We start from the raw sequence: 12,433 nt of genomic DNA, 5'->3' as shown, positions 1-12,433 counted from the left end.
TTCCGGGAGGACATGGGGCGAACGCAGATCGGTTTCAAGGAGGAAACCTTGAAGGTAAATAGCTACCTCATGGGCCAATGGTTGACGGGCGCAGGAGAAGGGGTGCCGGTGCAGGATGCTGCCACCCTCGAGGTGCTGGGCCACGTGACCTCGGAGGGCCTACCCCTCAAGGAGGCGGTGGCCTGGGGAAGGGAGGTAGGGGGGAAGGCCCTCCTGGCCATGGGCTTCCAGGAGCGGGGCCGAAGGCTTCGGGCCCTGGCTCAGTACCTTTCCGAGCGGAAGGAGGAACTCTACCGGCTCTACGCCACCACCGGGGGAACGGGGCGGGATGCCTGGTACGACGTGGACGGGGGCATCGGGGTACTCTTCACCTATAGCTCCCTGGCCCGGACGCTTCCCGAGGGAAACCTCCTTCCCGAGGAGGAAAGCCTTCCCTTAAGCAAGGACTTTTCCTTCCAGGGTAGGCACCTTCTGGGCCCCAAGGGGGGAATTACGGTGCAGATCAACGCCTTCAACTTCCCCGTCTGGGGCCTGCTGGAGAAGTTCGCCCCCGCCTTCTTGGCGGGGGTGCCCACCCTGGCCAAGGCCGCCACCCCCACCGCCCACGTGGCCGAGGGGTTGGTGCGCCTCATGGTGGAGTCCGGGCTTTTGCCGGAAGGTAGCCTCCAGTTTGTGGCGGGAAGCCTGGGCGAGGCCCTGGACGCCCTGGACCACCGGGATAGCGTCTACTTCACGGGCTCCAAGGCCACGGCAGACCGGTTAAGGCGCCACCCCGCCTTTTTGGAACGGGGCGTCCTCTTCAACGCGGAAACCGACTCCCTAAACGCCGCCATCCTGGGGGAAAAAGCGGGGGAGGAGGAGCTTCATAGGCTCGCCCAGGAGATCGCCCAGGAGCTTTCCATCAAAACCGGGCAGCGGTGCACGGCCATCCGCCGGGTCCTGGTACCCCAAGGCCGCCTCGAGGCCCTCCTCGAGGCCACCCAGAGGCACCTGGAAGGCCTCCGGCCAGGTGACCCCAGGGAGGAAGGGGTGAGCCTGGGCCCCCTGGCCTCCTTGGGGCAAAAGGCAGAGGTGGAAAGGGCTGTGGAAACCCTCCTGGCCGCCGGGGCCAGGGTGTACTGGCAGCACCCGGGCAGGCGGGACGGGGCCTTCTTTCCCCCTACCCTGCTCCTGGCGGAGGATCCCTGGGCGGAGACCCTCCACCAGGTGGAGCCCTTCGGCCCGGTGGCCACCTTCTTTCCCTACCGGGACCGGGAGGAGGCCCTGCGCCTGGCCCGCATGGGAGGAGGAATGCTGGCGGCCACCCTGGCCACCCCCGATCCCGAGGAGGCCCGCTTCTACCTCCTTGGGCTTTCCGGGGAGGTGGGCCGGCTCCACGTCCTGAACCCGAGGGACGCCCATAGCTCCACGGGCCACGGCTCCCCCTTGCCCCGCCTCCTCCACGGGGGTCCCGGACGGGCGGGGGGCGGGGAGGAGCTCGGGGGGCTTCTTTCCGTCAAGCGGCACCTGGCCCGCCTGGCCCTCCAGGCGGACCCCCACACCCTGCAGGCCCTCACCGGAGAGTACGCCAGGGGAGCGGAAAAACCCGCCAGCGTCCACCCCTTCCGCAAGCCCTACGAGGAACTGGAGGTTGGGGAAACCCTCTGGACCCATCGCCGCACGGTCACGGAGGCGGACATCGCCCTCTTCGCCCACCTTTCCTGGGACCACTTCTACGCCCACACCGACGAGATCGCCGCCCAAAAGAGCCTTTTCGGGAAGCGGGTCGCCCACGGATACTTCGTCCTCTCCGCCGCCGCCGGGCTCTTCGTGGACCCGGCCCCGGGTCCGGTCCTGGCCAACTACGGCCTCGAGGGCCTGCGCTTCACCGAACCCGTGGGCATCGGCGACACCTTGCAGGCCCGGCTCACGGTGAAGGCCAAGCGGCCCAGGGACGAGAAGTCCGGGGTGGTGGAGTGGGCGGTGGAGGTGGTGAACCAGGAGGGCAAGACGGTGGCCAGCTATACCGTCCTCACCCTGGTGGCGCGAAAAGCCCAGGGACAGGCCTCCTGAGGGGAAGCGGGGGAAAGGGCCCCCTATGCTACCATGGGGGTATGGCCGAGTCAGAGGCCTTCTGCCCGGTGTACGAGGCCCTTAACCTTCTCCAGGAGAAGTGGACCCTGCACATCATCCGGGCCCTCCTGGAAGGCCCCAAGGGCTTTAACGAGCTCTCCCGGGCCATCGGGGGGGTGAACCCCGCCACCCTTTCCCAGCGCCTGGAGCACCTGGTGGATATGGGCGTGGTGGAAAAGAAGGTGGAATCCTATATGCCCCCCCGCACCCGGTACAGCCTCACCGAGGCCGGGCGGGAGCTGGAAGCGGTCATCGCCGCCATAGACCGCTGGGCCCGCAAAAACCTCAAGGCCCCCGTGGGCTGAGGTTTTGTGGCCGAGGCCGGTCTCGGGTACCCACGGGCCTGGACCCCTTTAGAGCCTATTCCGCTTCCCCGGCCAGGTACTGGAGGTAGTTGGGCAACCCCATCTGGTTCAAAAGTTCCCGCTGGGCCTCCAGCCAGTCCACGTGGCCTTCCTCGTCCTTGAGGATCTCCGCCACCATGTCCCGGGTGCCGTTATCCCCCAAGGACTGGGCCAGGTTCATGGTTTCATTGTAGCCCTTCACCGCCTCGAGCTCCCCCTCGTAGTCCCGGAAGAGGATTTCCTCCACCGTTTTGCCGATCCGGATCTCCCCGATCCGGCTCACCTCCGGGAAACCCTCCAGGAAAAGGATGCGCTCGATGTGCTTCTCCGCATGGCGCATCTCGGTGATGGCGTGGGCCTTGAGGTGGCGGGCCAGGGCCTTAAAGCCCCAGTTCTCCGCCATCTCCGCATGGACCATGTATTGCAAGATGGCGGCCAGTTCCTCGGAAAGCCGTTCCTGAAGGCTTTGAATCACATCGGGATGCCCCTTCATAAAGGACCTCCAAGGGCATTATACTCCGGCTGGCTCCATCCAGCCTGGAAAAGCTACCGCGCGGGAGGGGTGCCCAGGGGTACCCTCACCAGGCTTGGCCGTTCCCTCCCGGCTCCAGGTGTCTCCCGCACCTCGAGGTGGTAGGGTTCCTGGGCCTCCCGGGGGAAGTCCTCCCGGAAGTGGGCCCCCCGGCTTTCCTCCCGCATAAGGGCCATGCGCAAGAGGAGCCGGGCCAAAAGGGCCTGGTGGCCCGCCTCCACGAAGGCGCGCAGGGCACGGGGATCCCCCAGAGCAAAGGGGTCCTCAGGAAGAGCTTCCTTCAAGGGAAGAGCTTCCAACCAGGCCAAAGCTTGGGCGAGATCCCGTCCCCGACGTACCACCCCGGCCGCCTGGCCCATCCTTTCCCGTAGGGGTTTTAGATGTTCCGGGTCCAGAAGCAGGATGGGTAAGGGCTCCACCCTCTTCGGATGGGCTAGGTCCTGAAGGGCCGCCTTGGCGGCCCGCTCCCCCATCACCAGGCCCTCCAGGAGGCTGTTGGAAGCCAGGCGGTTTGCCCCGTGGAAGCCCGTGGAGGCCACCTCCCCAGCGGCGTACAGGCCGGGGAGGTCCGTGTAGCCCAAAAGATCCGTCTTGACCCCACCCATGGCGTAGTGGGCCGCGGGAGCCACGGGAATAGGCTCCCGGAAGGGGTCGAAGCCCAGGGCCCGTGCCGCGGCCACCACCGTGGGAAAACGGGATTCCAGGTGGGGAATGGGCCTCAGGTCCAGGTAAACGCCCCCGGTCCTCTCCCTCTCCCGATGGACCGCCCGGGCCACCATGTCCCGGGGGGCAAGCTCCCCCAGGGGATCGTAGCGGGGCATGAAGCGCTCTCCCTGGGCGTTAAGCAGGAGGGCTCCTTCCCCCCGGCAGGCTTCGCTCACCAGGCTCCCATCGGGAAGGGTAGTGGGATGGAACTGGACGAACTCCAGATCCCTCAGGGTGGCTCCCGCCAGGTAGGCCAGGGCCATGCCGTCCCCCGTGGCCCCTTTCGGGTTGGTGGTTACGGGGAAAAGCCTCCCCAAACCCCCCGTGGCCAGCAGAACCGCCCCGGCTCGCACCGCCTGCAAGCCCTCGGGCCCCAGGACCAAGGCTCCTGCCACCCGCCCCTCCCCGAGGAGCAGGGCCACCGCCATGTAACCCTCCCGGACCGGGCTCCTAAGCCGCTTGAGAAGCCCCTGGAGCAGGAAAAGGCCGCTCCTGTCCCCCCCCAGGTGCCGTACCCGCGCCCGGGAGTGCCCCCCCTCCCGGGTGGGCTCGGGGTGGAAGGGAAGCCCCAGGGCAAGAAGCCTTTCCAGATGCCGGGGAGCTTCCTCCAGGATGGACCGGGCCACACCCTCCTCCACCAAACCCCGACCGGCCCTAAGGGTGTCCTGGAGGTGGGCTTCCAGGTCGGCCTCATCCAAGGGGAAGGCCACCCCTCCCTGGGCCCAGGGGGTGGAACCCGAGGGAAGGGGATCCTTGCTGAGGAGGAGGACCTTAGCCCCCCTTTTCTCCGCCGCCAAAGCGGCGTAGACCCCCGCGATGCCCGCACCCAGGATGAGGAGGTCGGTGGTTAAGGTGGCCATGGGTCCTTCTGCCCCTGGGTTTAGCCCACGGCCACCATGGCCTCGAGGGCCCGCTGGGCCTTCTGGGCCACCTCCTCGGGTACCCGGATCACGTGGCGCATCTCCTTAAGGGACAGGTAAACCTTCTCCAGGGTGATCCGCTTCATGTACTCGCAGATGGCATCCGGCTTCACCGGGATGAAGGTCTTTTCCGGAGCCTCCTTGGCGAGGCGGTGGAGAATGCCCACCTCCGTGGCCACCACGAACTCCTTGGCCTCCGCCTTCTTGGCGTAACGCACCATCCCTTCGGTGGAGAGCATCTTGGCATCGGGTTTCAGGTAAAGACAGCTACTGCCGCACCCGCACTCGGGATGGATCATGAACTCGGCCTCCGGGTGCTCCTTCAAAAGGGCCTTCAGGTGTTCCTCGCGGATCCCCGCGTGCACGTGGCACTCCCCGGGGAAAAGATCCAGCTTCCTCCCCGTAACCCTGGCCACATGGGCTCCCAGGAACATGTCGGGCACAAAGAAAATGGGCCGGTCCTTGGGCAGACGGGCCACCACCTCCACCGCATTGGCGCTGGTGACGCATACATCCGCCAAAGCCTTCACCTCGGCTTTGGTGTTCACGTAGGCCACCACGATGCCCTCGGGATGGTCCTGCTTCCAGGCCAGGATGTCCTCGGGGCGGATGCTGTCCGCAAGGGAGCATCCCGCTTCCAGGTCGGGGAGGAGGACGGTTTTCTCCGGGTTCAGGATGGCAGCGGTTTCCGCCATGAAGTGCACCCCGGCGAAAACGATCACCTTCGCCTTGGTTCTTTGGGCCTCCCGGGCTAGGCCCAGGGAGTCCCCCACGAAGTCCGCCACCTCCTGCACCTCAGGAAGCTGGTAGGAATGGGCCAGGATGACCGCCTGCCGCTCCGCCTTCAGGCGGAGCACCTCTTGGACGAGAAGTTCCCTTTCCATGCTTTACGCTTCCGCTGGGCTGAAGCCCTGTTCCCAAAAGTGTTCGTCAAACGCCAAGGCCTTCCGCAAACCCCTGCGTTGCATGAAGAAAAAACTGGTCCAGTCCACCAGGCTGATCTCCCTCCTCCCGGAGGCCAGAAGAGCGGTCAGGGCCACCTGGTGCAGGTCCTCATCCACGGGAACCGTATGGACAACCTCTAAGAGGCCGTGGTAAAGAGCCCGCACCGCCTCGAGGCCCAATCTTCTTTGGACCAAAGCCACACTTTCCACCACCACGTAGCTGTGGGTTACCAGGCGTTCCCGGGCCGCCAAGAGGCGGCGAAACCTTTCCGCCGCCTCGGGGTGCCGGGCATCGTCCCGGTCCAGGAGGGCGTAAAGGGCCGAGGTGTCAACGAAGACGGCCAAGGCGGTCCTCATCCATCGCCAGGTAGCGGTCGTGCTCCTGGCCCACATCCGTAAGGCCCGAGGCAAAGCGGCCCACCACGGCCAAGGCCCGCTCCGCCCGCTCGGAAAAACTCCCGTTCCCCTTCTCCTGAAGATACCCCTCCACCGCCCGGCGCACCAGCTCCGCCAGGGATACCCCTTCCTCCTGGGCCAGGGCCTTTAGGCGCTGGGCCTGTTCCTCGGTGAGCTGCACCTGGGTCCTCACCATGCCCTTATAGTAGCACACCATGCCATCATGGCTGCACCAGGAGGGAAAGGTCCAGGGCTTTGGCGGAATGGGTCAGGGCTCCCACGCTCACAAAGTCCACCCCAGCCTCGGCGGCAGCCCGGGCCCTTTCCAGGGTCATGTTCCCGCTGGCCTCGAGAGGCACCCGACCTCCCACCCGGCGCACGGCCTCGCGGATCTCCTCGAGGGGAAAATTATCCAGAAGGATCAGATCCGCCCCTGCCGCCAAAGCCTCCTCCAGCTCGGCCAGGTTTCCCACCTCCACCTCCACCTTGAGGTAGTGGGGAGCCCCGGCCTTGGCCCTTTTCACCGCCTCGGCCACACCCCCTGCCGCGCGGATGTGGTTCTCCTTGATGAGAATCCCGTCGAAAAGGCCATAGCGGTGGTTCCTTCCCCCGCCCACCCGCACCGCATACTTCTCCAGGGCCCTGAGGCCTGGGGTGGTCTTGCGGGTATCCAGGACCTGGGTTTTGGTACCCGCTAGGGCCTCCACGTAGGCCCGGGTGAGGGTGGCGATGCCACAGAGGCGCTGAAGGAGGTTGAGGGCGAGCCTTTCCCCGGCCAGGATGCCCCGTAAGGGCCCCTCGAGGCGGGCCACCTCCTGGCCAGGGCCCACCTTTTCTCCTTCGCCCACCAAAGCGGTGAAGGCAATGCGGGCATCCGCCAGGAAAAAGACCTCCTTGGCAACCGAAAGCCCAGCGATGACGCCTTCCTCCTTGGCCAGGATGACCGCGCGGCCCCAAAGATCCTCGGGCACCGTGAGGAGGGTGGTGAGGTCCCCATGGCCGAGATCCTCGAGGAGCCAGGCCTTTAGGGTTTCCGAAGGCACCATAGGCCCCATTGTAGACAAGGCAGGGCGTCCCAGAGGACACCCTGCCCCTACCAAACCGCCTGCGCTTAGGGCAGGTTGACCGTACCGCCGCCCACAGTATAGTTATTCGTCCCTGCTGTTGCCTCTCGTATGTAATCCCCGGCCCCGAACGAGCTGGGGTCAAGCGCATCCAGGGAGACTAACGGTTTATTGCTGAAGAATGCGGTTATATCAAAGGATCCGCTACCACTAGGGGCTGTGTACCCCAGCAAGGTGTTAGCGGAAAGGTCGGGCAAGGTGTAGCCGGGGGCGTTACCCAGCCAGCCCTTGCTCACCGTGGCGGTGTAGTAGATTTGGCCAGGAATCTGTAAGTAGAAGCGGTAGCCACGCAGATCGGTCCCCGTAAGGCTGAGACCGCTCACGCTGGGGTGGGGGCTTTGAGTGACGGCCAGGCTACCACTCCCCCAAGCTTGGGGTAAGCTCAGGGTAGGAGCACCACCGGCAAACACCTGAGCACTCATCAAGGAGGCATTGGTGCTCGAGGTCTGCACAAGGGCTGCGTAACGGTCCCCACTCGCAAAACCGCTTACGGGGCGGTAACTGGTAGCCGAGGCGTTCACCTGGTCCATGACCCCCCCTGCGCTGAGGTAGGAGACCAGCGCACCTGTGATTGGGCTGTACCCCGTTGGCGGGGTGGGCAAGGTGAGGCTAACTGGGGGGATCTGGTCAGCGGGGGCTAGGCTAGCCGTATCGCTACCGCCGCTGGTCACATTGACGTTTTTGAGCACTTTGGCCACCTTGACGCCACCAGTGGAATCCTTCAAGGTCAGGAGAAGATCCTGATTCCCGGGTTGAAGGCTTGTGGTAACGGAGATGGAAGCACCTGCAGCTTGGCAGAAGCTGTTCACACAAACAAAATCCCCAGGAGCCAACAAACTCGAATCCACATTCACAGTCACCGTAAAGGGCACGGGGCTAGGAGCACTAGAGCTACAAACCACCTTAGGATTGGGCAGTTCACTAGCGGTGGCCTGGATCACTTTAACCACTAGGCTACTGCAGCGCACAGCAACCCCATATTTGGTCTGCCCCCCTAGGTTGAAGGTGCCCGTCTTGGTGGTGGTACCGCTCGTGGTGAGGAGCTGCCAGGTTCCAGTGCCCACCTGGTAGGCCGCCGCATTGAAGGCGCTCGAGGCGTCTTCCACCGTTAAGGTGATGCTGCTGGGAGGCGGGGGGGTACCCCCTCCGCACCCAGCCAGGCCTAGCACGACCAATAAACCCCAAGAGCAGAGCCGCAAAGCGGTACCCACACGCTTCCTCATGGCTTCTCCTTTCCGGAATCTCGTTTTGAGAGATTCCTTGGCGCAAGATAGCCTAGGAGGTCTTAACGTACCCTGAACATCCGGTGAACAACAGCCAAGTCGCGATTTTGTGGGTTTCTCTTCTGTGCCCTAGAGTGGGGCCATGTCCATGTCTTCACTGGCGATCGCTTCCTCCCAGGAGCCTGCAGTCCGGAGGGGGTACCCGCAGCCCACGAGCCGCAAAAGAGCCAGAACCGCCAAACCTAAAAGGCCGATCTTCTTAAGGAAGGGAACCTCAAGGTGCCTGGCTCAAGTCCAACATTCCTGCCCCCACTGCCTGGGGTGGAAAGGACAAGGTTTTAGCGTATTGGGCAAGCCTCTGTTGCACCTGAGCCGGGGTGAGGCTTGGGTCTACCTGCAGCCATAGGGCCATGGTCCCGGCCACCAGGGGTGTGGCGAACGAGGTGCCCGTGCAGCTTCCCGCGCCGCCCCCAGGCAGGGGGCAGCTCAGGTCCGTACCCGGGGCGGCGAGGTCCACGTATGCCCCTTGGGTGCTGTAGGGAGCTGGTCCCCAGCCCGGAGGACTTCCCGGCCTGGCCTCTAGGGCCCCCACCGCCACCAGGCCCGACAGGTCAAAGGCCGCAGGGTAATGGGCCGGGCTTCCCTGGTTCCCTTGATTCCCAGCAGCCACCGCCACGGGAATACCCTGGCTCAAAGCCGCCTGCAGGGCCAGCTTCAACGCTTCCACCGGAGTGTCCCCACCCAGGCTCAGGTTGACCACCGTGGGCCCCTGGCGGTTCTGCACCACCCAGCACACCCCCCGCACCACCCGGCTGGCCCGGCAGGTGCCCCCTTCGTCACAAACCCGCACCGGGACAATTCCTACACCAGGAGCCACCTCCTTAACCAGGCCCGCCACCCCGGTGCCGTGTCCTCCGGGAAAGGCGTCCTGGGGAGTGGTGTCCTCCTCCACGAAGTCATATCCGGGAAGCTGGGAGATGGTGGCGTCCACGCCCGTATCCAGGACCGCCACCTTGACCCCCTGGCCCGTGCGGCCTCGACGGTGGGCCGCGTAGGCCATCACCGCCTCACTTCCGGAAATGCCTCCAAGGCTCCAGAGGCTCTCCGGGTCAGCCTTGTAGCTGGGGTCTAGGGCTTCCAGTTCCTCGAGGGCTTTACCCAGCGCCTCGCCGCTATATCCCAATTCCGCCCGCAACCTGCAAGGTCGTCCTTCCGGATGAGGGTGAACCCTGGGGGCAGCTTGGGATCCTGACCCATGGGGAGCCTAAGAAGAATGCGGTTTCGGTCCACCATGCCCAGGACTCCAAGTTCGCCCCGGGCCTCCTGGTTTCCCACCACCACCCGCACGGGCCTAGGTCCTCCGGGGACCACGGGCACCCGGAACCGGACCCGCTCCTGTTGCCGCCAGGTAACCTCAGCCTCAACCTCCCCCACAAACACCCTTGCCCCCAAGCCCGTCATCCCCTTCAGCCTTGCTTCCACCTCCTCCCCTACCAGGGCCCGGCTGGGGGAAAGGGAAAGGCTTGGCCCTGGCGGCGTACAGGCCAGCAAGAGCAAGGGCAACAGAAACCACGCTTTGCGCATCCTCCACCTCACTTAAGAGGAGGTTAAACCCCTCGAGGTCCAGGAGGCTTAGCGGCATGCCCTGAGGGCCCAACCCGGTCCTTGCCAGGACCCGTCCCACCTACCCCCCTTTGGGTGCAACCGAACGAGGGTTTCCGCCACCTGGCCCACCTCCTTCGGGGAGGGTAGCGGAGGAGGGCTTAACGGAGCCTGAACGATCCCCCTGGGGGGTCCCAGGCTGGAGTCTGGTAGACGAAGAATCCCCCGTGTACCCTTAACGCTGGGTGAACGCTCCCAGGCGCTTCCGGTAGCGCTCCGCCAGCACGGTGTACTGGGCTTCCTCCAGGAGGGCGATGGCTTCCTCGAGGGTGGCGGGGTCCTGCCTTAGCTCAGCCAGGTTGGCCAGGACCGCGGCGGTAAGCACCCAGTCCCGACCCTCCTTGGCCAGGCGAAGGGCCTTTTGGTAGGCGGCCTCCGCCTCCTCCCTTCTTCCCTGGCGGTGGTAAAGGGCCCCTAGGTTGTTCCAGGCCCGGCCCATGGCCTCCAGGACCCCTGCCTCCTCCGCCAGGGCCAAGGCCTGCTGGTAAAGGACCTCCGCCTCCTCGGGGTGGCCCTGCCGCTCCCGCACCACCCCCAGGTTGAGGAGGACCCGGGCCCGGAGAAGGGAGGTATCCCCGGCAGCCTCCAAGGCCTCCATGAGGACTTCCTCTGCCTGAGGGCTTCCCATTTCAAAAAGGGCCACCGCCCGGTTATTCAGGGCGTCCACCTGGCGGGCCACCTCCCCTGCCGCCAGGAAGCGCACCGCCGCCCGGGCAAAGAGATCGGCGGCCCTGGCGAACTCCCCCCGGCTGATGGCGGCGAGGCCCTCGAGGTTCAAGGCCTCCCCTTGGGCCCAAGGGCTTCCCTCCCTGGCAAGGGCTGCCTCCTTAAGGGCTTCCTCCACCTGCCCTAGGCGGAAGAGGATCCCTCCCCGCACCGCGGCGGTTTCCGAGCGGGGGTGGGCAGGTCCGGAACCCTGGACCTCCAAGGCCTCGAGGGCCTCCCGGTACCGGCCCAGCCTTTCCAGGGCCCTGGCCTTTAGGAGAAGAGCCGTGGGCTCCCCTGACAGCACCTCGAGCAAATCCAGGGCTAACCCGGGGTTCTCCGAGAGGAGGGTGCGGGCCTCCTGCAGGATGGCAACGCCTGCCCGCTTCCGGTCCTCCTCCTCCCACAGGGGCCGGGCCACCAGGTAAAGGGGCAAGGCTTCCTGGAGGGGCAGGTGGCGGGCCAGGGCCAGGGCAGCTTCCTGGGCTTCCAAGGGGAAGCCCCGATGAAGCTGGGGATCCAGGGGCCTGGAGGCTTGGGGAAACCCCACGAGCCGTATGGCCTTCCCTCCCTCCCGGATAAGCCCAACCTCCTGAATTCTTTCCAGGGTACTGACGGATACCCCCAGGGCCTCCACTGCCTCGCGGGAACGGAAATAAAGCCCCCAGAAGGCCTTGCGGGCTTCCTTGGGCAAGGGGGATGGCAGATGGAACTCCTCCTCGGCTCCCTCGAGGGCAAAGACCACCCCCGGTAGGGCCTGGGCCTCCTCCAAAAGGGCCTTCCCCCTTTCCGGGAGACCCAGGAGGTAAAAAGCCCGGGCCTGGGAGGCAAAGGCCCTGTGGACCTCGAGGGCGATCCTCTCCCGGGTACTCCACACCCATTCCTCCAGCTCCTCCCCCAGGGGGAGCTCCACCCCTTCCAAAAAGGTGCCCCGGTAAAGTCGGCGGGCTTCCTCCAACTGGCCCTCCCTAAGGGCTTGGCGGAGGGCCTCGAGGTCCGTGGGAACCCGGGCCCGGAGGATCTCGTTCCCCTCTATAGCCCCCGTGGGCTTCAGCTGGTTCAAGGCCACGGAGAGGCTATTCAAGGGGTCCTGGGCCCGGGGCCAGAAGAGCTGGGCCAGGTGCCGGCGGGCCTTGGGCCCCTCCAAAGCTAAATAGGCGAGAAGCAGAAGGGGTTTTAAGCGGTGGAAAGCATGCCCCTCCAACCCCAGCCCCCCCAGCACCCGGAGCATGCCTCCATCTTAAGAGGCCTTTGCCCCTTTCACCAAGGGGGTCCACGGGCCTGGTGCGCCCTGTGAGATGGCTACCTTTGCGCCCTTCCCTGACCGGCTAGGCTAGGGGCATGGCCAACCGCCTAAGGGGTTCTAGAAGCCCTTACCTCCTCCAGCATGCGGAAGACCCCGTGGAATGGTACCCCTTTGGGGAGGAAGCCTTTACCGCGGCTTTGCAGGAGGACAAACCCATCTTCCTCTCCGTGGGGTATAGCGCCTGCCACTGGTGCCACGTGATGCACCGGGAGTCCTTCCAAGACCCCGAGGTGGCGGGGATCCTCAACCGGCACTTCATCCCGGTGAAGGTGGACCGGGAGGAGCGGCCCGATGTGGACGCCGCCTATATGCAGGCCCTCATCAGCCTCACCGGCCAGGGGGGCTGGCCCATGAGCCTCTTCCTCACCCCGGAGGGGAAGCCCTTCTTCGGGGGAACGTATTTCCCCAAGGAAGACCGCGGAAGCCTTCCCTCTTTTAGAGGCTGTCGTAAAAGTCTCCC

10 protein-coding genes and 1 pseudogene are annotated in these 12,433 nt (G+C 65.4%); 3 read left to right on the top strand and 8 right to left on the bottom strand.

The genetic code is table 11. The features are described from left to right. The first annotated feature begins 48 nt into the window (after positions 1–48). Both paaZ and C2847_RS11385 read left to right on the top strand, forming a co-directional pair. Positions 49–2,052 carry a phenylacetic acid degradation bifunctional protein PaaZ gene (gene paaZ, locus C2847_RS11390; RefSeq protein WP_105318477.1) on the top strand — a complete coding sequence of 668 codons (2,004 nt, stop codon included), beginning with the start codon at positions 49–51 and terminating at the stop codon, positions 2,050–2,052. Between the two features lie 41 nt (positions 2,053–2,093). Continuing rightward, complete coding sequence (locus tag C2847_RS11385) at positions 2,094–2,417, top strand: winged helix-turn-helix transcriptional regulator (protein ID WP_105318457.1); 324 nt, start codon at positions 2,094–2,096, stop codon at positions 2,415–2,417. Between the two features lie 55 nt (positions 2,418–2,472). Here the strand turns inward: C2847_RS11385 and bfr are convergent, their stop codons facing one another. The 8 genes and pseudogenes from bfr to C2847_RS11340 form a co-directional block, all read right to left on the bottom strand. After that, a complete protein-coding gene (gene bfr / locus C2847_RS11380) occupies positions 2,473–2,949 on the bottom strand; it encodes a bacterioferritin (protein WP_105318456.1) in 477 nt (158 codons plus the stop codon). A gap of 53 nt (positions 2,950–3,002) precedes the next feature. After that, positions 3,003–4,553 carry an L-aspartate oxidase gene (gene nadB, locus C2847_RS11375; RefSeq protein WP_105318455.1) on the bottom strand — a complete coding sequence of 517 codons (1,551 nt, stop codon included), beginning with the start codon at positions 4,551–4,553 and terminating at the stop codon, positions 3,003–3,005. A gap of 20 nt (positions 4,554–4,573) precedes the next feature. Continuing rightward, a complete protein-coding gene (gene nadA, locus C2847_RS11370; RefSeq protein ID WP_105318454.1) occupies positions 4,574–5,497 on the bottom strand; it encodes a quinolinate synthase NadA in 924 nt (307 codons plus the stop codon). A 3-nt stretch (positions 5,498–5,500) separates the two neighbouring features. Beyond that, positions 5,501–5,902 (bottom strand): type II toxin-antitoxin system VapC family toxin, encoded by a 402-nt coding sequence (locus C2847_RS11365; RefSeq protein ID WP_244187459.1) that lies wholly within the window; start codon positions 5,900–5,902, stop codon positions 5,501–5,503. Further along, complete coding sequence (locus tag C2847_RS11360) at positions 5,886–6,149, bottom strand: ribbon-helix-helix domain-containing protein (RefSeq protein WP_105318476.1); 264 nt, start codon at positions 6,147–6,149, stop codon at positions 5,886–5,888. The genes C2847_RS11365 and C2847_RS11360 overlap by 17 nt, the downstream gene beginning before the upstream one ends. Before the next feature lie 25 nt (positions 6,150–6,174). Further along, complete coding sequence (gene nadC / locus C2847_RS11355; protein WP_208619956.1) at positions 6,175–6,999, bottom strand: carboxylating nicotinate-nucleotide diphosphorylase; 825 nt, start codon at positions 6,997–6,999, stop codon at positions 6,175–6,177. A gap of 1,575 nt (positions 7,000–8,574) precedes the next feature. Beyond that, positions 8,575–9,884, bottom strand: a pseudogene (locus tag C2847_RS11345) (S8 family peptidase). Between the two features lie 253 nt (positions 9,885–10,137). Then, complete coding sequence (locus tag C2847_RS11340; RefSeq protein WP_105318451.1) at positions 10,138–11,898, bottom strand: tetratricopeptide repeat protein; 1,761 nt, start codon at positions 11,896–11,898, stop codon at positions 10,138–10,140. 110 nt (positions 11,899–12,008) lie between these two features. Here C2847_RS11340 and C2847_RS11335 point away from each other — a divergent pair. Next, positions 12,009–12,433: DUF255 domain-containing protein (locus tag C2847_RS11335; protein WP_164835715.1), on the top strand; the 425-nt coding region annotated here is incomplete at its 3' end.

Source organism: Thermus tenuipuniceus, from assembly GCF_002964845.1.
Lineage (GTDB): Bacteria > Deinococcota > Deinococci > Deinococcales > Thermaceae > Thermus > Thermus tenuipuniceus.
This window is presented reverse-complemented; position numbering and strand designations above follow the sequence as displayed.

Excerpts from the sequence above, each read along its gene's own strand:
- C2847_RS11385 (WP_105318457.1), top strand. The coding sequence starts at position 2,094 with ATGGCCGAGTCAGAGGCCTTCTGCCCGGTGTACGAGGCCCTTAACCTT.
- nadA (WP_105318454.1), bottom strand. The coding sequence starts at position 5,497 with ATGGAAAGGGAACTTCTCGTCCAAGAGGTGCTCCGCCTGAAGGCGGAG.
- C2847_RS11360 (WP_105318476.1), bottom strand. The coding sequence starts at position 6,149 with ATGGTGAGGACCCAGGTGCAGCTCACCGAGGAACAGGCCCAGCGCCTA.
- C2847_RS11340 (WP_105318451.1), bottom strand. The coding sequence starts at position 11,898 with ATGCTCCGGGTGCTGGGGGGGCTGGGGTTGGAGGGGCATGCTTTCCAC.
- nadC (WP_208619956.1), bottom strand. The coding sequence starts at position 6,999 with ATGGTGCCTTCGGAAACCCTAAAGGCCTGGCTCCTCGAGGATCTCGGC.
- nadB (WP_105318455.1), bottom strand. The coding sequence starts at position 4,553 with ATGGCCACCTTAACCACCGACCTCCTCATCCTGGGTGCGGGCATCGCG.
- bfr (WP_105318456.1), bottom strand. The coding sequence starts at position 2,949 with ATGAAGGGGCATCCCGATGTGATTCAAAGCCTTCAGGAACGGCTTTCC.